The sequence below is a fragment of the Pseudoalteromonas sp. SR44-2 genome (assembly GCF_014163745.1).
Classification (GTDB): domain Bacteria; phylum Pseudomonadota; class Gammaproteobacteria; order Enterobacterales; family Alteromonadaceae; genus Pseudoalteromonas; species Pseudoalteromonas distincta.
The window spans coordinates 109,581-136,131 of record NZ_JACJDW010000004.1 but is presented as its reverse complement, the minus strand read 5'-3'; the positions used below and the strand labels follow the sequence as shown (position 1 = coordinate 136,131).

Annotated in this window: 24 protein-coding genes and 1 riboswitch; of the genes, 10 read left to right on the top strand and 14 right to left on the bottom strand. The window is 38.7% G+C overall.

The genetic code is table 11. From position 1 onward, the window contains the following. Nucleotides 1-5 precede the first annotated feature (5 nt). Both H5115_RS03980 and H5115_RS03975 read left to right on the top strand, forming a co-directional pair. Nucleotides 6-386, top strand: coding sequence for a DP-EP family protein (locus H5115_RS03980; protein ID WP_182753762.1), 381 nt, complete (start codon nucleotides 6-8; stop codon nucleotides 384-386). Nucleotides 387-570: 184 nt separating this feature from the next. Continuing rightward, nucleotides 571-1,560 (top strand): sensor domain-containing diguanylate cyclase, encoded by a 990-nt coding sequence (locus H5115_RS03975; RefSeq protein ID WP_182753760.1) that lies wholly within the window; start codon nucleotides 571-573, stop codon nucleotides 1,558-1,560. Between the two features lie 80 nt (nucleotides 1,561-1,640). On the opposite strand, the gene H5115_RS03970 is transcribed toward H5115_RS03975, so the two are convergent. Further along, nucleotides 1,641-2,123: a winged helix-turn-helix transcriptional regulator gene (locus H5115_RS03970; RefSeq protein ID WP_024596882.1), complete on the bottom strand. Its 483-nt coding sequence runs from the start codon at nucleotides 2,121-2,123 to the stop codon at nucleotides 1,641-1,643. A gap of 168 nt (nucleotides 2,124-2,291) precedes the next feature. Here H5115_RS03970 and putA point away from each other — a divergent pair, with 168 nt between their 5' ends. Beyond that, the gene (gene putA / locus H5115_RS03965) at nucleotides 2,292-6,095 is read left to right on the top strand and encodes a bifunctional proline dehydrogenase/L-glutamate gamma-semialdehyde dehydrogenase PutA (protein WP_182673359.1); all 3,804 of its coding nucleotides are present in this window, start codon (nucleotides 2,292-2,294) and stop codon (nucleotides 6,093-6,095) included. A 118-nt stretch (nucleotides 6,096-6,213) separates the two neighbouring features. Further along, entirely contained in the window at nucleotides 6,214-7,407 is a 1,194-nt protein-coding gene (locus H5115_RS03960) for an HD-GYP domain-containing protein (RefSeq protein WP_182753758.1), read from the top strand. Nucleotides 7,408-7,460: 53 nt separating this feature from the next. Here the strand turns inward: H5115_RS03960 and H5115_RS03955 are convergent, their stop codons facing one another. From H5115_RS03955 to H5115_RS03930, 6 genes are all read right to left on the bottom strand, one after another. After that, nucleotides 7,461-8,504, bottom strand: a complete 1,044-nt coding sequence (locus H5115_RS03955) for a general secretion pathway protein GspB (RefSeq protein WP_182753756.1) — start codon at nucleotides 8,502-8,504, stop codon at nucleotides 7,461-7,463. A gap of 11 nt (nucleotides 8,505-8,515) precedes the next feature. Further along, a complete protein-coding gene (locus H5115_RS03950; RefSeq protein WP_165744853.1) occupies nucleotides 8,516-9,433 on the bottom strand; it encodes an ExeA family protein in 918 nt (305 codons plus the stop codon). Nucleotides 9,434-9,599: 166 nt separating this feature from the next. Then, the gene (locus H5115_RS03945; protein ID WP_024596877.1) at nucleotides 9,600-10,118 is read right to left on the bottom strand and encodes a DUF1566 domain-containing protein; all 519 of its coding nucleotides are present in this window, start codon (nucleotides 10,116-10,118) and stop codon (nucleotides 9,600-9,602) included. Between the two features lie 9 nt (nucleotides 10,119-10,127). Continuing rightward, nucleotides 10,128-11,777, bottom strand: a complete 1,650-nt coding sequence (locus tag H5115_RS03940; RefSeq protein ID WP_182753754.1) for a DUF1566 domain-containing protein — start codon at nucleotides 11,775-11,777, stop codon at nucleotides 10,128-10,130. Nucleotides 11,778-11,846: 69 nt separating this feature from the next. Beyond that, nucleotides 11,847-12,179: a hypothetical protein gene (locus H5115_RS03935; protein ID WP_024596875.1), complete on the bottom strand. Its 333-nt coding sequence runs from the start codon at nucleotides 12,177-12,179 to the stop codon at nucleotides 11,847-11,849. Between the two features lie 22 nt (nucleotides 12,180-12,201). Next, nucleotides 12,202-12,906 (bottom strand): DUF2982 domain-containing protein, encoded by a 705-nt coding sequence (locus H5115_RS03930; RefSeq protein ID WP_024596874.1) that lies wholly within the window; start codon nucleotides 12,904-12,906, stop codon nucleotides 12,202-12,204. Between the two features lie 246 nt (nucleotides 12,907-13,152). On the opposite strand from H5115_RS03930, the gene H5115_RS03925 reads away from it, so the two are divergent. The 3 genes from H5115_RS03925 to msrA all read left to right on the top strand — a co-directional run bounded on the left by H5115_RS03925 (nucleotide 13,153) and on the right by msrA (nucleotide 17,929). Continuing rightward, on the top strand, nucleotides 13,153-14,205 hold the full coding sequence (locus tag H5115_RS03925; protein ID WP_182673353.1) for an efflux RND transporter periplasmic adaptor subunit: 1,053 nt from the start codon (nucleotides 13,153-13,155) through the stop codon (nucleotides 14,203-14,205). A gap of 3 nt (nucleotides 14,206-14,208) precedes the next feature. Next, the gene (locus H5115_RS03920) at nucleotides 14,209-17,307 is read left to right on the top strand and encodes an efflux RND transporter permease subunit (RefSeq protein WP_024603401.1); all 3,099 of its coding nucleotides are present in this window, start codon (nucleotides 14,209-14,211) and stop codon (nucleotides 17,305-17,307) included. Nucleotides 17,308-17,392: 85 nt separating this feature from the next. Then, nucleotides 17,393-17,929, top strand: a complete 537-nt coding sequence (gene msrA, locus H5115_RS03915; protein ID WP_002958750.1) for a peptide-methionine (S)-S-oxide reductase MsrA — start codon at nucleotides 17,393-17,395, stop codon at nucleotides 17,927-17,929. A 90-nt stretch (nucleotides 17,930-18,019) separates the two neighbouring features. Here msrA and H5115_RS03910 read toward each other — a convergent pair whose 3' ends face one another. The 4 genes from H5115_RS03910 to H5115_RS03900 all read right to left on the bottom strand — a co-directional run bounded on the left by H5115_RS03910 (nucleotide 18,020) and on the right by H5115_RS03900 (nucleotide 21,585). Further along, nucleotides 18,020-19,846 (bottom strand): TonB-dependent receptor domain-containing protein, encoded by a 1,827-nt coding sequence (locus H5115_RS03910; protein ID WP_182753752.1) that lies wholly within the window; start codon nucleotides 19,844-19,846, stop codon nucleotides 18,020-18,022. 36 nt (nucleotides 19,847-19,882) lie between these two features. After that, nucleotides 19,883-20,067: riboswitch (cobalamin riboswitch) on the bottom strand. Nucleotides 20,068-20,402: 335 nt separating this feature from the next. Beyond that, the gene (locus H5115_RS20160) at nucleotides 20,403-20,684 is read right to left on the bottom strand and encodes a hypothetical protein (RefSeq protein ID WP_259396320.1); all 282 of its coding nucleotides are present in this window, start codon (nucleotides 20,682-20,684) and stop codon (nucleotides 20,403-20,405) included. A gap of 83 nt (nucleotides 20,685-20,767) precedes the next feature. Then, on the bottom strand, nucleotides 20,768-20,914 hold the full coding sequence (locus tag H5115_RS20155) for a hypothetical protein (protein ID WP_259396319.1): 147 nt from the start codon (nucleotides 20,912-20,914) through the stop codon (nucleotides 20,768-20,770). Nucleotides 20,915-21,102: 188 nt separating this feature from the next. Further along, nucleotides 21,103-21,585, bottom strand: a complete 483-nt coding sequence (locus tag H5115_RS03900) for a YajQ family cyclic di-GMP-binding protein (RefSeq protein ID WP_002958753.1) — start codon at nucleotides 21,583-21,585, stop codon at nucleotides 21,103-21,105. A 152-nt stretch (nucleotides 21,586-21,737) separates the two neighbouring features. Between H5115_RS03900 and H5115_RS03895 the strand changes: the two genes are divergently transcribed. Together H5115_RS03895 and H5115_RS03890 are read left to right on the top strand one after the other, a co-directional pair. Further along, nucleotides 21,738-22,091: a VanZ family protein gene (locus H5115_RS03895; protein WP_182753750.1), complete on the top strand. Its 354-nt coding sequence runs from the start codon at nucleotides 21,738-21,740 to the stop codon at nucleotides 22,089-22,091. Then, nucleotides 22,084-22,986: a ketopantoate reductase family protein gene (locus H5115_RS03890; protein ID WP_182753748.1), complete on the top strand. Its 903-nt coding sequence runs from the start codon at nucleotides 22,084-22,086 to the stop codon at nucleotides 22,984-22,986. Before H5115_RS03895 ends, H5115_RS03890 begins: the two co-directional genes overlap by 8 nt. 25 nt (nucleotides 22,987-23,011) lie before the next feature. Here H5115_RS03890 and thiI read toward each other — a convergent pair whose 3' ends face one another. After that, a complete protein-coding gene (thiI, locus tag H5115_RS03885) occupies nucleotides 23,012-24,469 on the bottom strand; it encodes a tRNA uracil 4-sulfurtransferase ThiI (RefSeq protein ID WP_149602230.1) in 1,458 nt (485 codons plus the stop codon). A gap of 97 nt (nucleotides 24,470-24,566) precedes the next feature. After that, a complete protein-coding gene (locus H5115_RS03880) occupies nucleotides 24,567-25,220 on the bottom strand; it encodes a TetR/AcrR family transcriptional regulator (RefSeq protein WP_002958757.1) in 654 nt (217 codons plus the stop codon). Nucleotides 25,221-25,418: 198 nt separating this feature from the next. Between H5115_RS03880 and coaD the strand changes: the two genes are divergently transcribed. Continuing rightward, entirely contained in the window at nucleotides 25,419-25,910 is a 492-nt protein-coding gene (gene coaD / locus H5115_RS03875; protein ID WP_024595945.1) for a pantetheine-phosphate adenylyltransferase, read from the top strand. A 35-nt stretch (nucleotides 25,911-25,945) separates the two neighbouring features. Here coaD and H5115_RS03870 read toward each other — a convergent pair whose 3' ends face one another. After that, nucleotides 25,946-26,452 (bottom strand): hypothetical protein, encoded by a 507-nt coding sequence (locus tag H5115_RS03870; RefSeq protein WP_002958759.1) that lies wholly within the window; start codon nucleotides 26,450-26,452, stop codon nucleotides 25,946-25,948. Nucleotides 26,453-26,551: the final 99 nt, after the last annotated feature.

The following is a 26,551-nucleotide window of genomic DNA, read 5'->3' as shown; positions in this document are numbered from 1 at the left end:
ATGATATGAATAACACCCTAGAAAATGTCGACTTTCAAGTAAATATTAAACTTAACAACGGTGAAGCTATTTTTAGCTATACAAAAAATGGCGAATCCGCTACTGGCGGTGGTGTTGTAAGAACTGAAACCGCTGGCAACTACAATTTAGACGACGCCACAATTCAAAATAGTTTCGTATTTACTGGCGCTACTATCACCAATATCGACACACAAAAACCATGCGCCCAAGACTTCAGCTATAAAGTAAGTGACAACGGCCACACAATTATCATTACCGACACAGATGAAAATAATGGCTCTGTATGCTTAATCTTTAACGTTGAGTGTAATGGCAATAAATATGAAAGCGCTGATCCCCAAGTTAAGAATGAAAAAGAACTCTAATTAGTAATACTTATTTTTAAATTGCACAGGCATATTAATTGCGGTGCAATTTATTTAAAAACGCCCCTTAAATAAACATAAATAACAACAACTTAAATCAGAAGGTTACCGAAAGGTTTAAAACCCATAAATTGAATAAACTGCTAGACATAAAGTTTCATTAACAATAAAAATGAGCAACACCATGTCTAACAATAATGAAAATAGCAGAGCAAACAACACCGACAGCGCTGTATCTGCATTAATCAGCAGCATTTCTAATACCGTTAACAATGAAAAAACAAGCGCAATTATTAATGTCACTAATGTCATGGCCGATGCTATTTTTATTGTTAATGCAGATGGGGTGTTTGAATCAGTAAATCCCGTAGCAGCACGTTTTTTCAATGTAACGTCTGATTCATTAATAGGTAAAAAATGGCAAGATTGTTTACAAGAACAGTATCGCGATGACTATAAATACATGTTTGAAAGTTGGAAAAACAACTATCAAACACCACTCAACCATGGTCCGAAAGAAGTTAAAATAAGAAAAAACAATGGTAACTGTTTAGATGTTGAGTTATCTATCTCATGTTTACCCGAATCGGTAGTCGCAAGTACCCCACTTTTTATTTGTATAATGCATGATATTTCAAAGCACGTTAAAAAATATAAAGTACTGGAAAACGTAGCCAAACTTGATCATCTCACTGGTATTGCTAATCGCTGTACTTTAGAAAAAACCATCATAAAAAATTGGCAAGAGTGCATAGTTAACAAGCAGCCTCTTAGCTTTATACTTATTGATATTGATTACTTTAAATTATTTAACGATAACTTTGGCCATGTAAAAGGTGATAAGTGCCTTCAAAAAGTTGCTCGTACAATTGAAGAGTGCTTACCATCTAAAGACAGTTTAGTAGCACGCTATGGTGGTGAGGAGTTTGCTGTTGTGCTGCCTCGTTCGCACATTTCAAATGCACAAATGATTGCTAAGCGTATTCAAGAAAAAATACTCAACATTAATTTTAGAGATCTCGGTTTACCAGCGAATGTAAAAATAAGTGTAAGTCAGGGTTTAGCGTGTGAATACGATAATCAATACAGAACATCTGAGGCATTAATATGCGCGGCGGATACGGCCTTATACAGAGCGAAGTCGGAAGGTCGTAATAAATTATGTATAAGGTGATGTACTAACTATTTGGCATAGCATTTATCTACTAAAATAAAAAAACCGCAATTGCGGTTTTTTTATTACTTGAGAAAAGCTTAAATATCGATTAGCAATCCTTCGTCCTTTTTAATCTTTTCGATCACCATATAAGTATGATGAGTACCCACGCCGGGAATATCTACTAAGTCGCCAAGAACTTGTCTATATTCTTCCATATTAGAAACGCGAATTTTTAATAAGTAATCATAACCACCAGCAACCATGTCACATTCGACTACTTGTTCTATCCTTAATATGTGCTCTCTAAATACTTTAAATACAGCTGTATTTGAAGCAACAAGCGATACTTGAACATGCGCTACTAAGCTCTGATTAAGTTTAGCTTCGCTAAGCTTGGCATAATAGCCTTCAATATACCCTTCTTGCTCTAATCGTTTAACACGATCTAGGCACGGGCTGGCACTCAAATTAACCTGTTTTGCGAGGTTAACATTAGAAATTCTGCCGTTCTTTTGAAGAACGTCTAGTATGGCTAAATCAATACGATCTAGCATGCGTAATCTATTTGGAATTGTCATAACAGAATTTTATGCGGATAAGTTAAATTTATACCCTGTAAATTATCGTAAATCGCGAAATTTAACCAGCATATTCTGCTGAATTTTAATTAGAATGCACTCACAATATCACTGGTAATTTATTGGTAATTAATTTTACTTTAATTCTTAACATCCTGAGGGTTGCTTATGTTATTCAACGGCGATTTAACTACTACTTGTCCTATCAGACAAAGAATCCGTGACTTCTACCGCATAGATGAAAATGCAGTTATTGATCATATTTTACCGCTTGCAGAAGTAGGCGTAAAAGCACGAAGTCGTGCCTGGGAAAGAGCCCGCCAGATTGTTTTGAACATTCGTAAAGAGCAAGATGGGCAAGGCGGTGTTGATGCGCTTTTAAATGAATTTTCACTCTCTAGTGAAGAAGGCGTTGTATTAATGTGTTTGGCCGAAGCACTGCTTCGCGTACCAGACAAAGCAACTCAAGATGTACTTATTCGTGACAAGTTAGCCAAAGGTGATTGGAGCTCTCATTTAGGAAGCAGCGATTCTTTATTTGTAAACGCATCTTCTTGGGGATTATTAGTTACCGGTAAAATGGTTAACTACACAGACAAAACTAAAGAACAACAGTTCGGCATGCTTAAAAAGACCATTGGTCGTTTAGGTGAGCCAGTTATTCGTAAGTCTGTAAACTTTGCTATGAAAATTATGGGCAAGCAATTCGTAATGGGTCGTACCATTGACGAGGCAATTGAACGTGCTGCCGAAACAGAGCAAAAAGGTTACGTATATTCTTACGATATGCTAGGCGAAGGCGCGCGCACAATGAAAGATGCGAAGCGTTACTTTGACAGCTACATGAATGCTATACACTCAATTGGTAAAGCGGCTAATGGTCGTGGTCCAATTAAGAGCCCGGGTATTTCAGTTAAGCTTTCTGCTATTCATCCACGCTATGAGTTCACTCATAAAGACCGTGTGATGGAAGAAATAGTACCAAAGTTAAAAGAACTTGCTCTTGCCGCTAAAAAATACGATATCGGCTTTACCGTTGATGCAGAAGAAGCAGACCGTTTAGATATTTCATTAGATGTAATTGAAGCGGTATTCAGTGATGAAGATCTTGGTGATTGGCAAGGATTTGGCTTAGCGGTTCAAGCGTATCAAAAACGCGCTATTTTTGTAATTGAATGGCTAACTGATCTTGCAACCCGCGTTGGTCGCAAGATGATGGTACGTCTAGTTAAGGGCGCGTACTGGGATACTGAAATCAAAACCACACAGCAAGATGGTTTAGATCACTACCCTGTATTTACCCGTAAAGCAACAACAGACGTTTCTTACAAAGCGTGTGCTATTAAAATGCTTGAAGCGCGCGATGTGCTTTATCCGCAATTTGCTACACATAACGCTTACACTGCCGCAACTATTCTAGAAGTAGCCAAAGGCGACAACACTGGTTTTGAATTTCAACGTTTGCACGGTATGGGTGAGTCATTATTCGACCAAATCGTTAACGAAGAAAAAATTCAATGCCGCGTATATGCCCCAGTTGGTCAACATGAAGACCTCCTTGCGTACCTTGTTCGTCGTTTATTAGAAAATGGTGCTAACTCATCATTTGTGAACGCAATTGTTGATACAACAAAACCTGTTGAATCATTACTTCCAGACCCTGTAGAAACATTGCAAGGCTTGCGTAATAAGTACAATACGCAAATCAAAATGCCAATTGATTTATACGGTGAAGAACGTGCTAACTCTAAAGGCATGGATTTAACCGACATTAACGTTATCACTCCTTTCAAAGAGAATCTTGAAACATGGTTTAACGAGCACTTAATTGAGCAAAGCCAAGTACCTGAAGGCTCACTTGCAGTTAAAAACCCAGCAAATCACAAAGAAATCATCGGCCACGTTAAATTGCAAACTGGCGAAGAGATGAAAGTATTACTGGCTAACGCTGAAGCAGCACTTGAATCATGGTCACAAACACCAGTAAGAGAACGTGCTAACTTACTGCGTCGCGTTGCTGACATATTAGAGCGTCATCACGACGAACTTGTTGCTATCTGTATTAAAGAAGCAGGTAAAGTAGCGCAAGATGGTATTGATGAAGTACGTGAAGCGGTTGATTTTTGCCGTTACTACGCGGCGCGCGCTGAGGAGCTATCGCAAGATGAGCGTTTTGAAGCCCGTGGCGTTATTTTATGTATTAGCCCGTGGAACTTCCCGCTTGCAATATTCTTAGGCCAAGTTGCCGCTGCGATTGTTACAGGTAACACTGTAATTGCAAAGCCTGCTGAGCAAACAAGTTTAATCGCCCTTCGTGCTATTGAACTAATGCTGTCTGTTGGTTTACCTGAGCATGTTGTTCAACCGGTTATTGCTCGTGGTTCTGAAGTAGGCAAAACAATTGTTCCTGATGAGCGCATTCAAGCGGTTATGTTTACAGGCTCTACTGAAACAGGCACATTAATTTCTCAAACACTTGCTGCACGTAACGATATTCAAGTACCGTTAATTGCAGAAACAGGTGGCCAAAACTGTATGATTGTCGACTCAACGGCGCTTCCTGAGCAAGTAGTTGACGATGTGATCAGTTCTGGTTTTCAAAGTGCTGGGCAACGTTGTTCTGCTCTTCGTGTGTTATTCATTCAAGATGACGTAGCAGATGGCATTATCGAAATGCTTAAAGGTGCCCTAGCTGAGCTACACATTGGCGACCCATCGTTACTATCAACTGATGTTGGTCCGGTAATTGATGAAAAAGCACTTAAAAACTTAAACGAGCACGTTGAGTACTTAAAAGGTAATTCTATACTTCATTACGAGTGTAAAATTCCGGATAACACGCAAAATGGCGCATACTTTTTTGCACCTCGTTTATACGAAATCAAAGATTTATCAGTACTTAAGCGTGAAGTATTTGGCCCATGTGTTCATATTGTTCGCTTTAAATCGAGCGAACTTGATGATGTGATGGATCAAATTAACAACACAGGTTATGGCTTAACAATGGGTGTACATTCACGTATTGAAGAGCGCTGTGAGTACCTTGCTAAAATGTCACGTGCGGGTAATGTTTACATTAACCGAAACATGATTGGTGCTATTGTTGGTGTGCAACCATTTGGTGGCCGTGGTTTATCAGGTACTGGCCCTAAAGCCGGTGGCCCTAACTACCTTCAACGTTTAGTAAAAGAAAAGGCATCACCAGATAACGTGCAAATGACAAACCTGACGCCAGATGAGCTTGATTTACACCACTACAGCGGTGCAGATGAGCAAGTTAAAAAGCTAATGGCTAACTCAATGCGCGATGAAAAAATCTGGCGTGCAACACCACTAAACGACCGAGTTTCGGCTGTACGTCAGTTGCTTGCTAAAATCGCGACGGTAGAAATTATCGACGATTTAGCAGACGATTTAGCATTAACATTATCAGAAGCTCGTGCACAGCTTAACCGCCTTGAAAAGCACATGCGTAAATTTACTACCCTGCCAGGGCCAACGGGTGAGTCTAATACACTTCATCTAGAAGCGCGTGGTTGTGTAGTGTGTTATGCAGATAAGAGCACATCATTTAACTTCTGGGCATTGTCTATCATTACCGCTATTGCCGCAGGTAATACGGTAATTACTGTAGCGTCTGAGCTGTTTTACGATGAAGCTGTTGCCTTTAAAGATAAATTTATCTCTACAGGTGTTGCTGAAGGTGTTTTCCAAGTAGCTAAACCTAATCAGTTACAAGCTATCTTAGCTCACCCTCATTTAGCTGGTGCGGTAGTTGCCGCTCGCTCGTCTCGTTTAGGCTACTTCAGCCAACAGCTTGCACAGCGTAAAGGCGCAATTTTACCGGTAATTAGCTCTGAGTATTACGATACATTAATCAAGCGCTTAATTACTGAAAAAACAATTAGTATTGATACAACAGCATCAGGCGGTAATACCTCGCTAATGACGCTTGTTGAAGATGATGAATAATTAAGCTAATAGTTTTTCACTAAAAAATAAAAAAAGGCACTGTAAAGTGCCTTTTTTATTTGGTCGTTACGTATAAGTTTGTTAGTTTAAAAGTAGATTAACAACTGAAGCCGTGAAATTGAAAACCATTCCTATTACTAAGTTAGTCCCAGGTATGTTTGTGCAAAGCGTTACCAAACAAACTGGCAGCATTAAAATTAAAAACCAAGGCTGGGTTAAAACTCAAGCTGGTATTAATAACCTGATAAAAGCAGGTATTTTAGAAGTAGAAATCGACCCAGATAAAACCCTCATTGATTCAGTCCCTGAAAAAGATCCTATCGCTACACCTACAACAAAAATAAAGCGTGATCCTTGGCAAAAAATAAACAGCGCTGAGCAAGAAATGGGAAAAGCAAAAAAGCTTTATGACGAAGCAAAAACACTGCAAATAAAAGCATTTAAAGATATAAAATCTGGCCGTGATATAGATATAGCACCGTTTAGAGAACTGGCAAGTGGCTTTATGGATTCTGTTTTTAGAAATCAAGATGCCCTAGCCTGCCTTACCCAAATGCGCCAAAAAGATGCCTACCTACTTGAGCACTCAATTAATGTATCAATATTAATGGGTATTTTTGCAAAACACTTAAATATAGAGAAAGACACTATTGTTGAGCTGACTACCGGCGCACTATTACACGACATTGGTAAAATAAAAATCCCTGATGAAGTGCTAAACAAACCTGGCCGCTTTACAGACGACGAATTTAAAATAATGAAAATGCATTCGCTTTTCAGTAAAGAGATATTAGAAGACTCTGGCTTAACAGGAATCGCGGTAGATATTGCAGGTATGCACCACGAAAGACTCGATGGTAAAGGCTACCCGTTTGGTAAAAAAGGTGACGAGATAAGTCAGTATGTGCGTATGGCGTCAATTGTAGATGTTTATGATGCACTTACCGCAGAACGTGTTTATAAAGCAGGCATGGAGCCAATAAAGGCGTTTAAAATATTAAAAGACGGGTGCCCTGATAGCTTTGATCCTGTGCTGCTTAATAAATTTATTCAATGTATTGGCATCCATCCGGTAGGAACGCTTGTAAGGTTATCGAGTCAAAGAGTGGGTTTGGTCACCAAGAGTAATCCGGGGGCACCACTAAAACCTGTCGTTAAAACATTTTACAGCGCTAAGCATAGCCGCTACACCGAAGTAAAAGATATTGATTTATCTAATAAAAAAACTGTAGACACTCTTGAGTCAGCGATTAAACCTAAAGAATATAACATTGATTTAGAACGCTTTTATAAAAATTCAATATTATCCTAAGCACTATTGAGAGCTCAATATTCTACCGAGCTCTCAACATGATAACTAAGCGCTTACTGCGGCCAGTCTTGCAAAGCTTTTAAGCTAAACTCATAACCATCAAAATCTAGCACACTTTGCTCAGGTGTAATTTCTGTGACTGTTAGAGCTCCTATGCTTTCTCCTTCGTGTAATTCTCGGCCATTTAGCTTGATCCAACGTTTATCAGCACTCGATGAATATATATGCGCTTGATATTTAATACTAGGTAACATTGATTGCAAACCATCAGGTAATAACTCAACAGGCTCAACACGTGATGACGTTTTTGACGCTTGAGTAACTTCATAATCTTGGTTTTTTTCGACATCTTGTATAGCTTGCGCAAATGCATTTTTAAGAGTTGTAGGCACAGCATCAAGCTCAGGGTCACTCGTCTGTTGAGATTGGGTGCTGCCATTAATTGGCTTACCCAATACTTTATATTTACTCATATCAAGTTGAGCCGATGCGGTATTTTGATTTTGCCCAAATACCGCAGTGTTTTGTGCATTATTTGAATTGTAATTACTTTGTGGGTTAAACGCTGGCTGATTATAATTTTGAACAGGCATTACTTGTTGCATGTCTTGCTGATTATAACCTGCTGCGCTCGTGACCTGGCTCGACGGCATAGGAATATACTGACCATTTGGGGTTAATAACATTTGCTGTACACCATTGGGGGTTTGCACATGCACAAGTTGCCCTTCAATCGTTGCAGTATTTGTTGGAGCTACTTTAGCAGGCTCCAACTTAGCTACTTGCTGTTTTTCAGCTTCAGCTTCAGCATCTTCCTCTTTAACGTCTTTGTTAGGCGATGATTTTTCGCTTTCCACCACCTTAATTACAGCGGGTTCCGCTGCGTTTAATAAAGTCGTACTTTGAAACCACTTTCCGGCGGTAAAGCCACCCGCTACCGCAATAAAAGCAGCTAAGCTTGTACCAAATACTAATGCTAATCGTCTATAACGCTTAAGTGCTTGCTGTTGCTTTAACTGCTCAGATTGTAAGTCGTACTGTTCAGCACTCATATCTGATTGCTGCGACTGCTTTAGCGCATCTAATAAATAAGACATAACTTACCTAACTATAAAATAAATGAAAGCCCAATGCCTACGGCAAATAAAGCAGCGAATGCAAGGCTATAGGGTACAAATGACGTTGCTTTGTTAGCTTCGTTAACCGGTGCTACAAAATCCATGGGTAATGACTCATGGGCTGATTTTTTTATTATATCGCTATCAACTATCAACTGCTGCTTTGCAAAAGTCCCAACTAAAGCACGCTCACAGACCAAGTTCATTAATCGTGGCACACCGCCAGTTAATTGATGAACAGCTTGCATGGCATCCATCGAAAAGATTCCTTTATCACACCCTGCAATATGTAACCGATGCTTTATGTAAGCGACTGTTTGGCCTTGCGTAAGTGGTAATAAATGGTAACGAGCCGTTATCCTCTGGGCAAGTTGCCTTAATTCGTTGCGCTTCAAAAGGTCTTGCAGCTCTGGTTGACCCACCAATACTATTTGTAATAATTTTTTATGATCGGTTTCTATATTTGTCAGCAAACGTAATTGCTCAAGCACGTTAGGGGCAAGTAATTGTGCTTCGTCAATAATAAGTATAGTGTGCCCGCCCGATTTATTATTAGTCTCTAAATGCTTTTTTATAATATCGGTAAGACTTTTAAGCGTCGCATTATGAACATCGTAACTAATGTTGAGCTCATCACAAATACTGGCTAATAACTCCAGCTCTGAAAGCGCTGGGTTATGGATCATCGCTACTTGAGTGTTTTCAGGAAGCTGCTCTAACATACTGCGGGTAATTGTAGTTTTACCTGTACCTACTTCACCTGTTAATAATACAAAACCACCGTCTTCACCTAATCCATAGGTAAGGTGTGCTAAGGCTTCTTTATGTCGTTCACTTAAAAATAAGTAATGAGGGTTGGGCGAAATCGAAAAAGGTTTTTCGTTCAGGCCAAAATAGCTTAAATACACCGTGATGTTCCTTCGTAATTAAATCACGGCCTATAATGGCAAAAAAATGCGCTGAGTGACAACGTTGTAAGCGCTTTATTATTGAAATAACGTAAATTTATGTAAAACAAAAAAAGTGCAGCTGTTTTAAGGCTGCACTTTTGTCTGTCTAATCTTAGTATGCATTTTACTCTTCGTAGCGCACTAACCGTAAATACACATTACTGGTTTTAGCATGTAAGCTATTCAACCCGCTATCAAATTGATAAACCCACGCTGAGCTCATCGTGCTTACACCCGATGTATTTGACCAATAGTTTTGAAGCTTAGTGCCCAAAAATACGTCTTCATTAATACTCGGCTCTGTGCAACTGTGCTCTAAAATACTCGCCAATTCTTTAATGTTAGGCATTTGCCAATCATCGTAATCTGCGGTTGTATCATTTTTAGCACCACGAAGTGCTTCTTGCCAAGTAAGAGAAGGTGTTGAGCCTTCACAAAGTTGTGTCTCTGTATTATAAGTTTGCCCATAACTACAGCGTTGCCACATAAGGCCTGTTTCGCTATCAGACACTGTGCCATCTGCATTTATGGTAAATCTATCTGTCGGTGTTGTGGTATCTGCACCGTCGTAGCAAGTTTGCGCCGCTGCAATATTAAAGCTCAAACTTATAGTTGCTAGTGCATAGAGTAATTTAAATTTCATTATTTTCTCCTAACGACTTCTGACTAAACGTACATAAGCAGTATTTTCTTTTGGATAAGCAAGGTCGTTACCATCACTCATATCAATGATATACGCTTGAGATAAACTGGTACCATCAGCTGCTGTTTGAGAGGTCCAGTAACGTAAATGGCTTAATGCACTTTCACTTGGCATATTAGGAAAAAATACCTCATCAATTAATATGCTTTGCCCTTGTTTACCGTAATCAATTAAGCCCAAAAGCTCTGTATAAGTAGGTAATCGCCAGTTTGTACCACCACAAAAGTCTAAATCATTAACTTCGTTTATATAACTTTGTACTCCACAACTTGTATTGTCCGGACACGTTGAATTGGCTGTACTGGTATCGGCAAAAGTCGTATTCCCTACATCCCAAAAGTAATGATTTTGACCATCACGTAACGAAGTATTTGGTACCGTGCCAGATGCCACACTTTTCACCTCCCATACAAGCCCAGTAACATTATCGCGTATACAGGTAAAGTCACTACTATCATCACCAACTTCATCAGCAAACTCATTAAGTTTAGTGTAATCAAACGCTAAATTACCTTTGCCAACTTTATCTAAGCGGTTTGCATAGCTATCGCGTCCAAGCTCTGCATCTTGCGCTGGAAAGTCATCACTCTCACAATTAATACGTTGAGTATTGTTATAACACTCACCAACACCACTATCGTTGATGAGTCCAAGTGCTTTGGGTGATACATCAACAAATAAAGAGTCTGTATCGGTGCGTCCTTTTGAGTCGGTTACCGTGACTTCAAAGCTCAATGTAGACTCAGTATCAACATCTGAGGCAAAAAATGTCGTTGTACATTGGTCGCTATTGCTTAATGTTTCGCTATTACCGGTAAGTTGTTGCCATTTACACTTATAGGTATCGGTAACTGTTTCGCTATTTGTTGCATCAAGCGTTACTTGTTCAAACTCTTCAACATTTTGATCTGCGCCTGCATTTGCATCTACTAACTCATTTGTTTTGTTGAGTGTCATTGAATATTGAGTGCTCGCCTCGCCACCTTCATCATCAGTGACAGTTAGCTGCCAAGATAAATTCACGTTACTTTCAAGTAATGGATGAGAAAAGCTAAGAGTTGATTCATTAAAACTCTCAATATCTAAATCAGGACCCGATAGCAATTGCCACAAATAACTATCAATTTGGCCATTATCATCAGGATCGCTCGACTCTAGGGCACTCAAAGTCACTGTATCTTTGTATACAGAGGGAAGTGTTTCAGGAGATGTTTGTGTAACAACAGCAAGGGGTAGTTGGTTATTAGAGCTCACTGAAATAGAAATGTCGTCACTAACAGCGCTACTACCTGTACTTTGATAGCTCACTCTTAATATTATTTCACTATCAGTTTTTACGTCAGGTGCAGTAAGTGTTTGCTCAGCGCCTTCAAGGGGGAAACCTTCTATGCTTGGGCCACTAACTTGTTGCCATGAAAACGTACCATCAGCGGGGGAACCTTGTGCTGTGATGGTAAATTCAGATTTTTCGATAATTTGTAAATCAGCTCCAGCATTAACAGACGTTTCAACAACTGTATTATCGCTATCACCGCCACCGCCTCCACACGCACTCAGTAAACTACAAGAAATGAGGGGGATTAAAGCAAACGCTTTCATACGCAGCACCTTATTATGTCAAATAATTACTATAGTGTAATCACTAGCAATAAAGATGCCATTAAAGTACTACATATATGTGTCTTGATGAATACGTACAAACAACTTCGTACCGATTTTACTGTAATCTATTTTGTATTCACGCCCGTCTAGAGCTTGGATAAACAGCAACTGCTTTTCTTCGCCAAATACATCAGCGCTACTTACATAAACCATTTCTAAATAACGCTCTTTTGCATCACGGCGGTTTTTAGGTAATTCTTCTTTAAATGGCTCCAGACCATGTTGCGTTACTTTAATTCGAGGATGAATTTCAGAGTTTACAATCACTAAATCATGCTTTTTATCTTTATGTATTATGGTGTTTCGACCACTTTTTAAAAAGGCTCTCTCTTGACTCATTTTTCTTTCCTACAGTCGTAGCTTAATTACTAAGCTGCGACGCTATAAACTGACTAGGCTCGCGCTTCCACTTATTTAAGTTAGCACTAAATGCCCAAATATCTCTATCTAACACGCTGGCAGGCAATAATAAATCGTAACCTGTTAGCTGCTGAAGGTGCTTAGTTCTATTAGCAAACATGGCTATAAGCCCAGTATAGCTTATCCCTTTATGGGATGTGTAATGCGTATCTTCTATTAACCATTCTGATGGGCAATTGCCATTTTTGCAATGTTTTTGAACAACTTGCATAAATAAATTACGCTGCTCTATTAATAATTTCCCTGCAATTCTAGGCGCTATGCTTGATAAAAAGTCGTCTATATCATTTACCTTAACGCCAACCGCATTTAATTCTAAATAGTCAAAGCCATCTTCTACTTTGGGTATTCCACTGTGATGAAAGTTACTATGAGGCATACACCAAGCTCCGTACTTGTGGCAATAAACGAGCTCAGATTCGCTCAATATAAGGCTATGGTATGGTTCTTGAGATTTTAAAAATCCAATAAAAATAGCCACAAGGCACAAGCTCACTAAAAATATTTCAAGTATGCTAATCTCACCCGGCCTCAGTAAATTAAATAACATAATAAAGACTAAGCCTATAGCACCTACAACAATCGCCTCAATTGCGTTTCGCGCGCCCTGTGCCCGAAACTTAATGACATTGTCAGATTTATCCATATCGGTAAAACACCATATAAAAAACAAACATAATAATGCCCCAAATTATGACCTTTCTTGTTGTTATACATAAGTTACAGCTAGTTTTAAATTTCATACATTACCGCTTTTTCCTCAACAAAATAGGAACAATGAATAAATCTTATTTACTTTTACGCTTAACGCACAAATTTATGAGATACATAACCGTCTTTTCACGGTCTTATTTCGTACAATACTTACAATTCATTTTCAGGTATGAAATCAATGTACTCAAGACAATCAGGTAAAGCACTTTTTCCATTTATTATTACGTTACTTCTAATATTTAGCGTTTATTTATATTTACCCGCTAGCCACGGCGAACAAGCCGATTCATCACAAATGTCTACCGAAGTAACGGCTCATACTGTTACCTCTGAGGAAAACGCAGTGATGATAGAGGCCATCGGTAGTGCACGTGCAAACCAAGCTATTTATATAAAAAGTGCGCAAAACGATTATGTCACAGATATATATTTTAAAGATGGCGACTTAGTCAGTAAAGGACAAAAATTAGTACAGTTACAAAGCCAACAAGAGCAACTCGCAGTTAAAGAACTCGGTATTAACTTACGTGAGGAAAAACGCCAGTTAGATCGCCTTACCGAACTTTCACGCTCGCAATCAACGGCAAAGTCATTACTTGAAGAACAATTATCTCGTGTTGATGCCACTGAAGCTCAACTAGAAAGCGCTAAAACAAAGTTAAATGAAATGACTATTACCGCGCCATTTTCAGGCCTGTTAGGTAAGCGTGAAATATCAGTTGGTGCCTACGTAAGCAACACAACAATAATCACCACACTTGATGATATTAGTATTATTAAAGTTGACTTTAAAGTACCTGAAAAATATTTAGCACAATTAAACATAGGTATGAAAGTACTTACCCAAAACGATGCCTACCCAGGGCAGACATTTAACGGCAAGGTAACGCATATTAGCTCGCGTATTGATTCGGTAACACGCAGTGTTGAAGTAACTGCAAGTTTTGCTAATAAATCAGGATTACTTCGCCCTGGTATGTTACTAAATACAGCACTTGAGCTAAGCAGTAACCAAGCTTTAATGGTGCCAGAAAAAGCAGTTATCCCTTTACAAGACAAACACTTTGTTTTTCAAATTCAAGACGGAGTAGCCAATAAGGTTGAAGTGCATGTTGCTGGCAGAAATAATGGCTGGGTTGCTATCGATGAAGGTTTAAATGATGGCGAGCAAATTGTTACTGAAGGGCTAATAAAAATTCGCTCTGGTAGTAAAGTAAGCGTAAAGGGGTAATACGTGAAAATTACTGATACTAGCGTTAAACGCCCCGTTTTTGCCATAGTAATTAATTTGCTGCTTCTTACTTTTGGTCTGGTTGCATTTACTATGCTACCACTTCGTGAGTACCCTGATATTGAAACGCCAATAGTAAATATCAGCACTGAATACACAGGTGCTTCTGCCGAAATTATAGAAACCAAAATAACGCAAATAATAGAAAACCGTATTTCGGGTATTGAAGGTATTAAAAGTATTAACTCATCAAGTCGTAATGGGCGTTCAAACATTACCATTGAGTTTGATATTAACCGCGACATAGATGCTGCATCTAACGATGTACGTGAACGTGTAGCACGTGCACTTGATAGCTTGCCCGATCAGGTACGCCCACCAGAAGTGTCTAAATCAAATAGTGATGAAAGCCCAATCGCCTGGTTTGTATTAAACAGCGAAACAATGGACTCGTTACAGCTCTCTGATTACGCGCAGCGTTTTATTGTTGACCGCTTAGCCGTAGTAGATGGTGTATCTAATGTACGTATTGGTGGTGAGCGCCAATACGCTATGAAAATTTGGCTAAACCGCCAAGCAATGGCTGCACGCGGTATTACCTCAAGCGATATTGAAAATACACTGCGTACAGAAAACGTTGAATTACCTGCCGGCGAAATAGAATCAATAGATCGCGACTTTACCGTGCGTACCGCACGAAGTTATAAAGATCAGCGCGATTTTAAAAACCTTGTTATTAAACGTGGTGAAGAAGGTTATTTAGTGCGTTTAGGTGAAGTTGCCGACGTAAAATTAGAAGCTGCCGATGACGAAAGCTTATTTCGTGGTAACGGGCGCAACATGATTGGCCTAGGAATTGTAAAACAAGCTAAAGCAAACACGCTTACCGTAGTAGATAACGCACGCAGCGAACTTGAAAAAATCAAACGTAACCTACCTGAAGGCACAACAATTCAAGACAGCTACGATTCGTCTGTATTTATTAAAGAATCAATTAGTGAAGTTTACAGCACACTTGCCATCTCTATGGGTTTAGTCGTACTCGTTATATTTTTGTTTTTAGGCAATATACGAGCAACGCTTATTCCTGCGGTTACCGTACCGGTCGCACTTGTTGGTAGCTTTATGTTTTTATTAGCAATGGGCTACTCAATCAACTTACTAACTTTACTTGCCTTAGTACTGGCTATTGGTTTAGTAGTAGATGATGCCATTGTAATGCTTGAAAACATTCACCGTCGTATTGAACTGGGTGAGCCGCCATTACTAGCTGCATATAGAGGTGCGCGTGAAGTTGGTTTTGCCATAGTAGCAACCACGCTTGTACTAATATCGGTGTTTGTGCCATTGGTGTTTATGGATGGCCGTATAGGGGCATTATTTACTGAGTTTGCAATGGCGGTGAGTGCTGCCGTATTTTTCTCAAGTGTTACAGCGCTTACTCTTGCACCAGCCCTGTGTTCTAAAGTACTTAAAGTATCAGACAAACCAAATAAATTTAGCCAATGGATGGACCGCCAGTTTACTAAAATTGAAGTAAGTTACCGTAATTCGCTCTCCACTAACATAACCCGTAAATGGGGCTTAATGGTGAGCTTATTATTAGCGGGCTTTGTAAGTTACTCGTTGTTTTTACAAGTTCCCTCTGAGCTAACGCCAAAAGAAGACCGTGGCACGTTCTTTATTATGATGAGCGGCCCTGAGGGCGCAAGTTACGAAAATAACGCCGCTAATATGGCTAAAATTGAAGAACGCTTAATGCCTTACTCGCAAGCAGGTGAGCTAAGTCGCGTACTTGTTCGAGTACCTGGCTGGGGTGGCAGCGGCGGTGTTGCTATTGTTGGTATGGCCGATTGGGATAAGCGCAAACGCTCAACATGGGAAGTAATGGACGAAATAAGCGGTAAAATGCAAGAAGTTACCGATGTTCGTGCATTTGCCATTATGCGCCGTGGTATTGGCGGTGGTGGTTCATCTCGCCCTATTGAGTTTGTATTGCAAGGTAATGATTATGCACAACTTGCCGATTGGCGTGACCGTATAATTAAGCGTGCTGAACAAAACCCAGGTTTAGTAAGAATCGATCATGATTATAAAGAAACCTTCCCGCAGTTTTTAGTCAGCATAGATAAAAACAAGGCCGCTGATTTAGGCGTTTCTGTATCTGATGTAGGCCGTACACTTGAAACAATGCTTGGCCAGCGCCGTGTTACAACCTTTATTGACCGTGGTGAAGAATACGATGTAATTTTAAAAGGGACTAAAGAAGACTTTACTAACCCTACTGACATTTCAAATATATATCTTAAATCACGAAGCGGTGAACTAGTCCCACTTGATAGCCTTATCAGCTTAAAAGAAGAAGCAACCGCATCGCGCTTAAACCGATACAACCGTATGCGCGCAATTACATTAAGCGCCAACTTAGCCGACGGTTATACGCTTGAGCAAGCGCTTAACTTTTTAAACGAAGTAGCCGCGCAAGAAAACGATATAGATGGCGCCGTAGATTACAAAGGCGAATCGCAACTTTATTACGAAGGCGCATCAGCGATGACCTACGTATTTATACTTGCACTCACTGTTACCTTTTTAGTACTGGCAGCGCAGTTTGAAAGCTTTATGCATCCGTTCGTCATTATGCTTACCGTACCACTTGGTTTAATGGGCGCTATGTTCGGACTTTGGGCTACAGGACTTACCTTAAATATTTACAGCCAAATAGGTATTGTCATGCTCATAGGGTTAAGTGCTAAAAACGGTATTTTGATTGTAGAATTTACTAACCAACTGCGCGATAAAGGCGTTGAATTTAGTGAAGCTATTTTGCAAGCAGCAACTCAGCGTTTGCGCCCTATTATTATGACCTCGCTGACTACGGTTATGAGTTCGGTACCTTTAGTACTTGCTTCAGGTCCGGGCGCTGAAAGCCGTATGGTGATAGGTGTAGTCGTGTTTACTGGGGTTATTGTATCGACCCTACTAACTCTTTTTGTTGTACCTGCTGCATATTATGCACTTGCACGTAACACTCAATCACCTGAATTTTTACAGCAAAAATTAGACAAACAAGCCGCTGAAAAACCTTTCGAAGAGATCTAGCCTCTTAATTGCGCCGTAACCTTGTTGTTGCGGCGCATACAATTTATGCTCGCCTTTAAACCCCATATACATTTTAGGAATACTTATGAGCTCAACAACGCAAGTAGCAACATTTGGTGGCGGCTGTTTTTGGTGTATAGATGCTGCATTTAGACGTGTAAATGGCGTACTAACCGTAAGCTCTGGCTACACCGGCGGTGAAACAAATAACCCAACATATGATTCTGTATGCTCAGGCACAACCGGTCACGCTGAGGTTGTTAAAATTGAATTTGACGCGACTGTAGTTAGCTTTGAAACACTGCTAGCAATGTTTTTCACACTGCATGATGCAACACAATTGAATCGCCAAGGTAACGATATAGGCACACAATATAGAAGTGTGGTTTACTATCACGATGAAGCTCAACTTAAGCAAACCAACGAAGTGATAGCTCAACTGCAAAGCCATGTCGCTGAGCCAATTGTGACAGAAGTCAGCCCTGCTACTACGTATTACCCAGCAGAGCATTATCACCAAGATTACTATAACGAAAACCCACAGCAGGGTTACTGTAGTATTTTAATAGCACCTAAGTTACACAAGTTTGAAACCGTATTTAAAGAGTTCTTAGCTGACTAGCTAATTTGAGCAGTTAAATTGATTAGTTAAACTTAGCTAAACATTAAAAAGCCCGACATAAGTCGGGCTTTTTAATATTAATAAATACCGTTAAAACTGGTAGCTTGCGCCTGCAAAAAAGCGACGCTCTGGCGTGTTGTAGTAATACACTTCACCCGTTGTAAAATCAGTGTTTGAATCAACAGCGTTATATTCTTTATCAAATAAGTTTTCTACACGAAGTGAAACTTCAATATGTTCATTTACTTGATAATTACCCGCTAGGTTCCAGAGTGTATAAGAGCCTAAGCGCGTCACAGCACCTTGTCGGTCGCTACGGTATTGCATGTCTAAGCTTGCGTCAAAAGCACCAAACTGTTTTGCAAGTTCCCAGTTAAAAGTACGTTTAGCAACATTACGCAACTCTGCGCCCGTTTCTTCGTCTTCAGCGCTTAAGTAAGCAAAGTTAAGGTTGCTATCAAAACCAAAAAACTGCTGAGATAAGCTAAATTCAACCCCTTCGTAGCGTGCTTCATCGATATTAGCCAATGCAAAGTTTGCATCGTAATCAATCTTATCTTCTATATTGTTTCTAAATATTGCAATATCAACTTGCGCGATATCAAAATCCACACTCAAACCTAACTCACGGTTTACTGATTTTTCAGGTTGTAAATCAGGGTTACCATAAAGTGGATAATATAAATCGTTAAATGTAGGAGCTTTAAAGCCAGTACTTTGGCTTATACGAAATGTTGCATCTTCAGATAAATGATAACCTGCAGCGGCGGTATACGTTGTTTCATCGCCAAATTGCTCGTCATCATCTTGGCGAACAGTTAAATTAGCCAGTACTTTATCTGCATCGTAGTAAGCACCTACAAACACAGCAAGTACATCGCGGCTGTCTTCAACAAATAGTTGCGAACTATGCGACACATCATCGTTGTACCAATTAACACCACCACTAATGTTAAGTTCATTGGATAACAGGTACTGGCCGTTATAATCAATTTGTGTGCGTTTAGTTATAAATGTACTTGTTGTTGGCCCAACTGAAAAATCAACATAAGTGTTATCTGAATCATCTGTTGAAAGCGCTAAATCAATACTATGCGTTTGGTTAGTGTAGTTTTTACTCCAACCTGCAGAAAGTTGATAGTTTTTAAAATCATCTCGTTCAATCGTACTGCCTGCTGGGCTAAAGCGACTGTCGTAATCTGCATAGCCTTCACTGTATTGGCCTAATAACTTAAAGTCGCCGTAATGTGCATCGGTGTAGTTAACTTTAAAACCAAGGTTTTTATTTTCATAGCCATCTTCATCAGGTGCTACGCCTTGCAGTACATCAAAGTTATCTGTTTTTTCAAAGCCTGCGTTAAATGCTGCTGTTATATCATCTGATTTTACAGAGCCTGCAACTTGATAATTTTGATAAGAGTCAGAACCAAATGTAGCGCTTAGGGATAAGTTATCTGACTCACGCGTAATAATATTAATAACACCAGCGAGTGCATCAGATCCATAAACAGCCGCGCGAGAGCCTTTAATAATTTCTATGCGTTCAATACTATTTAAAGGGACATTATTTAATGCTTTTTGACCAAGTGTTGCTGAGCCTGTACGTACACCGTCAATTAAAATCAACGTATCGCCAGAGCCCGTACCACGAAGTGACACACCTGTATTTTGACCAAAACCACCGTTTGGATTAACTTGAAAACCCACTCGCGTGCTTAAAAGTGTAGGTAAATCGCGTACGTTACTAGCTTCTATTTCAGCACGTTCAATAACATTTACACTCGCTAAAACGTCGTTAATTGATTGCTCAAACTTATTAGCTGTAACGGTTATTTTTTCAATTGATTGCTCTGCACCAGACACAGAAAATGAAAGCGCAGCAGAAATTGCAACGCCTAGAGTTGTTTTGTTTAACATGAGATCCCCTACCTTTGCCCACCGCAAAGATTTAAGTAAGTAAGATTGCATCAAGGCCGGTCTCCGGACTCAGTAAGCACATAAAAACATGCAATACTCTACCGTTGCGGGGGCAGTGTTGGGCTTGTAGTCATCATGAAAACGCACCAACTTCCCGATTATCCTGCTAAAAAAATCATTACATGAAGTGGCTAGCAAGCACCTTGAAAATATGCCGTCATTGTGAGCATTTTGTTTACAAATGTCAATGGACGTCTATATAGCTAAAAGCTATTTCAGTTCAGTGCTGTATTATTATAGCTTGAAGGAATACCGTACTTATCAAGTAGCTTCTGAAGTTGCATTTGTGTAGTAGGTAAATTTAATATTTCATCCATTTTGTGACTAGATATTTTATTTGATTGTGAGTTAATCAAAAAATGTGTTTCATACACTGCATCTGGTATGTCACTCTTAAATAGTAAATCCATATTTAAGATATTCTGCCTTTTAAAATACTGATAAGCAATGCTGTTTAAAACCCCGACTTCAGCGCGCCTTAATAGCAGCATTTTAACTACATTGATTCATCAATTGTTAGGCTTACCTGGTGCTCTTCTCTCAAGTATTCGGCATTTGTATTAAATCCTGCAAATTGATACGAGTACCCTAAAACCCCAACTTTGGTTAATTTGTCCAGATTGTCAAAATAAGTTTGTTCTGATGCATTCTCTTTGAGTGTATAAAGCTCGTTTTTGGTGATGGTATAAAATTCAGTTTTTTCAATATTTTTCTGCGTTGTTTTTGGCAACCATTGCATTGCCATTAAAAATAAAACGTCGAAGTTATTTTTTTTCAACAGACAAAGTAAGCCTTTTTACAGGTAAAGAAATAAGTATAAAGTTAAATTCCTCCTGTGCGTCGTTTAAAATATTAATAAACTCAGGAGCAAAGCCCTGCTTTTTTTTGCGCGTTAATAATCGGAAAGTAGCCATCTTCGACCAATACATCAATATCAACTGGCTTTGATAAGCTTGGCTTGGTAAATATAAGCAAAACAAATAACAGAAATAATTGATGGGGTCTCATTTTAATACCTTCTAGAGTGAAATTTTTATTATATTCAATTAAATATAATAGCTTAAATATCAAAAAATGGATTAATACATGCAGAACTACGAGAGGATAAGGAGGGAAAGTTGTAAAAAATTAAGTAGCTTTAATCTGTCTGCAAATACAGACAAATTAAAGCTCTTTTATTAAAAACAGTTTATAAATTAGTCGCGAAAGTTTTTAAACTGAAAAGGCTGACCTAAATCGGCACTGCGTACTACCTGCATTGCTTCTTGAAGATCGTCACGCTTTTTACCTGTCACACGCACTTCTTCGCCTTGAATAGCGGCTTGTACTTTAACTTTTGAATCTTTAATGGCTTTAACCACTTTTTTGGCCATGTCTTTTTCGATACCTTGCTTTAACCCAACGTTACGAAATACATTTTTTCCTGCACGGCTAATATCTTGAAGTTCTAAACTAGCTACATCCATACCGCGCTTTGAAATTTTTCCCGCTAAAATATCGAACAACTGCATAACTTGAGAGTCAGCTTCTGCTTTAAGCTTAATTGTTTTATCGTTTAGCTCAATAGATGCATCAACGCCTCTAAAATCAAAGCGAGTCTCTAGTTCACGGTTTGCGTTATCAACCGCATTTTTAGCTTCGTTCATTTCTACTTCAGATACAATATCAAATGAAGGCATTAGTATACTCCTAACTATTTAATCTTAATTTTATGTGGCAATTATAACGCTAAAATTATAAATCTTTACATTTTTCTGCATCTTGTTCAGGTGCGATACTAAATTAGTTTGATATACTTGCGCCTCTTTTTTAAGCGATTTTAGGATTTGTCGTGACAAGGCGTGTTTATCAAGCAGTTTTTTTAATCAGCATAGTGGCTTTCACCTTTTTATTTGCCAAAGAAATAAAAGGTGGCGTTGTAAATTTATTTCCTCATGTTGATAAAGTTGCCCATTTTGGGATTTTTTTTATATTAGCCATAATAATGGACAAGGCTTTTAAGCTTCCTTTATATGCTCAAATACTCTTATTAGCAGGCTATGGCGCCTCGATAGAAATAATGCAAGACGCACTTCCTTATAGGCAAGCATCACTTGGTGATTTTTTTGCTGATTTTGCAGGTGCTGCAAGCTACTTTTTGCTTAGAGTAATTTTTACATCTCGAAAAAAGAACCCACATGGCTAATATTTTAATCGTTGGCGATGGCGCTATTGGCTTATTGCTGAGCCACTTTTTGAGCGCATCGCATAATGTCAGTGTTTTAACTCGTAAAACCCCAACAAACACCCGCTTTTACAGCAGAGCTAAGGGTGCATCAAAAAAAATTGACGCACAATTTATTTCATTAAATCAGCTAGATAAAGCAACTGAATTTGATGTAATTTTATTTACCGTTAAAGCTTTTCAAGTGCTTGATGCGTTTTCTCAAATAAAGCCATTTTTACCGACACATTGCTCTGTTGTACTTTCGCATAATGGAATGGGCAACGTTGATGAGATAAATAACCAGCTAAACACTCATCAAGCACTCTACTTTTTAACGACAAGCATAGCGGGCTTTAAATCAAACCAATATATTGTGCAACACACAGGTGAAGGACAAAGCGTTATTGGTGGCTGTAATGAGCTTGCACTTCAAAATAGCGCGCCAATAGCTGATATTTTTAAAGTAATACCCAACCTAAAGTTTACTAATAACATTCAGCAGCTTCGTTTTGAAAAGCTACTCGTCAATATTGCCATTAACCCATTAAGCGCTTTAAGTAATGTAAAAAATGGTGAATTACGTGCACCTAAGTACAATACAATAATTTTTAATGCACTCACTGAAGCGTGTAATATTGCAAAGGCTCAAGGGCTTAATATTCCATTAATTAAAGCTCTCAATACCGCTTATAAAATAATGGAATTAACCGCAAATAATTACTCATCAATGCAGCAAGATATAGCTCACAATAGAGAAACCGAAATATCAGCTATATGTGGCTATATTAGCCAACAAGGTAAACTTCACAGTATTCCAACGCCTTACAACGATGAGTTGTTAGTCAAAATTCAGGCAAAAAAAAGCGTGGTATAAACCACGCTTATATAAGCTTTTAACTTTACGGGCGATAAACTTTTACAGTTTCGAAGCCCTGTTCGTGCAGCATAAGTGCCTGTAGTTGGCTCATTACGCCTCTGTCACAATATAAATAGTAGTCAGTGTCTTTTGGTAAATCACCAAACTTAGTAGCCAAACGGAAGAATGGTAAATGCACCACCTCAACACCATCGATTGCAAGCGGTGCAGCTTCTTCTTCTTCAGGTGAGCGAATATCAATAACTACAGAGCCTGCAGGTAAATCAGCAACCGACTCAGCCTCTTTTAGCTCTTGCTTTGCTTCTACGTCAATATCGCGTACATCCATTATGCGCGCGTTATTTACTACGGTATCTAGCACATCAAAATCGAACTTTTCTTCTTCGGCTTCTATTACTTCAATTTTGGCTTTAACTGTCGGTTTTTTAGAAATAACACCACAATATTCAGGCATCGTTTCAGCCATTTCAGCTGTACCAATTTGGCGAGCAAGATTAATAATTTCTTGTTTATCATTTTGAATTAGCGGGCGTAAAATAAGCGTTTCAGTAACGCGGTCAATCACGCTTAAGTTTGCTAATGTTTGACTAGATACTTGGCCAATACTTTCACCTGTGACAAGCGCCTGAATGTTTAACTTTTCAGCCACTACACTTCCTGCTCGCATCATCATACGTTTAAGTACAACACCCATTTGGCTGTTTTCAACGTTTTCTAGAATTTCAGCAACAACAGGTTCAAAATCAACTGTTATAAATTTCACTTTATGTGTTGAGCTGTATTTTTTCCATAAAAAATAGCTCGCTTGCTTAACACCAATCTCGTGCGCTGCGCCACCTAGATTAAAGAATAAAAAGTGCGTACGTGCGCCTTTACGAATCATTTGGTAACTTGCTACGCCAGAGTCAAAACCACCCGACATAAGCGAAAGCACGTCTTCTTGCGTTGGTAGTGGAAAGCCCGCCATACCAAAATGCGTTTGCGAAACAATGTAAGCTTTATCGTCTTTTACTTCTAAGCGTATTGTTACTTCTGGACGGCTAAGCTTAACGCTTGCGCCTTCAATATGTTGATTTAGCCCACCACCAACATAACGCTCTAAATCAGTCGAGGTAAAGTCGTGTTGGCCTATACGCTTAGCACGCACACAAAAAGTTTTACCCACAATTGTGTGACCCACTAACGCTATTGTTTTTTGATAGATATCATCGAGAGTTTCAAATTGCGTTTCAGTTACTTCAATAAACTGAACGATACCAGGTATGCGTTTAAGGCTGTCGATAAAATCAAGGCGAACTTGTGCATCTTCAAGCTTTGTAACAACTGAAATATTATCCCAGTTATTTCTTACTTGTACTTTTTCGTCAAGACGTCGCAATACAATTTTAATGTTATTTTCTAACACTTTAGTAAAGCGTTTACGGACCGAACGGCTTTTGATGGCTATTTCAGGATGTAGTTTGACGATAAATTTAAGCATAGTTCACTCTTAGACTGCGGGAATTCGCGCTCCCAGGCATTTGGCGCGCGATTATAGCAAAAAATTCAGCGTCTAGGAAACAGCCAAAAGGCAACGGCTAAACAACAGTTGGGGCCTGTTGTGCTAATTCGGTGTATTTTTCGCGTAGCAGGTTCATTTTATCAATGCTTTTATCGGTACTGTACGCTCTAAATAATGTAAGTACTTTTAAAATACCATGATATATATCTTGCTCAGCAAGGGTACCGCTTGGCCTACGAGCCTTAATATAAGGCGTCCAAAAGCTAACAGTCAACTTTAGTGTATGGGCCAAATCAATCACATCTTGCTCATCAATAGCAATCATTTCACTATCGCGAAGACCTAGAATAATTTTACGAACTTGCTCTAATAACTCCAACTGAAAATCAATGTAAGCTTGTTTTAGCTCAGTGTCTCTGGCGAGTATATCGCCAAGATTGTCGTAAAAAAAATGGTAACGCCACATCAATTCAAATAACGAATCTAAATAAGCCGTTAAATGATTAAATGCATCATCATCTTTATTAATAGGTTTAAAGTGAGTATTTAAATGATCGCGATACAGCGCAAAAATATGACGGATAATGTCTTCTTTATTTTTAAAATGATAATAAAGATTACCCGGGCTCATCCCTAAGTTTGATGCAATATGATTTGTCGTTATTGCACGCTCACCATTTTCGTTAAACAACAAAATACTGGTGTGTATTATTTTATCCTTGGTATTCATATGCTAATACTCAAATTATCTATAGGCTACATTACACTCAAAAGAGGTAAACAGTATAAACAAATATGAATCATTAAAACACTCAAACCTTGGACTGACCTGTTCAAAGAAAGTAAGTGTTTATATGCTTTATTAGCTAGGCTGCTTTGTGGCATAAACACTGTTAAACTAGCGCTAAAATCATAAATAGTGAACATTATGAAAGTTATTGCAATTTACCCGGGCACCTTTGATCCACTAACCAATGGTCATACAGATCTTATTCAACGTGCAGCTAAAATGTTTGATACTGTATTAGTTGCGGTTGCGAACAACCCAAGTAAAAAACCCTGTTTTAACCTTGAAGAACGTGTTGAACTTGCAAACTCTATTTTAAGTCACTTAGATAATGTTAAGGTCATTGGTTTTTCTGGCTTATTGGCTGACCTTGCGCGCGATCACAATGCTAATGTGCTTATTCGTGGTATTAGGGCTGTATCTGATTTTGACTATGAATTTCAATTAGCTAACATGAACCGCCGCCTGAATCCTGATTTAGAAAGTGTATTTTTAACACCCGCAGAGCGAAATTCATTTATTTCATCAACGCTTGTTAAAGAAGTAGCACGTCACAATGGTGATGTAAGCGAGTTTGTAGACCCTGTAATTGTCAAAGCGCTAAAAACTAAATTGGGCTGTGGTGCCAGTTAATAATAAATAAGGCCTGTTAGCACTGAAATCCATTACTAATAGGCCCTTTTATTAAACACTTTATTTAGCTTTCCTTCTAACCAAGCAAGTTTTAAAACATCTTTACCTATAAAGAAAACTAAAACCATGGTCAAATCTGTAAAATTTATACCTACTATGTACACCCACCAGAACCACCAAAATTCATAATGGTGCATAACATCATTATCTATATACATTGCAAAAAATAATAAAGTGTTTATACCTAAACCAAATAATAAATAAATGTATACACCGCTAATTTTTATAAAAAAACCAGATAAAATAATAACAAATAGAGTAATACTATCGAATAAGAAAAAATCGAAGTAAGTTATCGAATCCATATCAATAAAAATACTAGAAGAGTAAGAAAGTGCCATGATGAAAGATAGCCAAACAATGCTTTTATCTGCGTTATTTATAGAGCTTACTAAAGAATATAGAAAAGCCATCAAAAAGCCCCACTGTACAAAAGCACCTATATAAAAAGAGATATTTGTATTTAAAAGTAGCTCAATCATCTCATCCCAACACTATATAAACCGTTATTGTACCGCTTAACATATAACGGCAACATAAAAAAATGCACAAAATCACTCTTCTTTTAAGTTGAGCTTTAC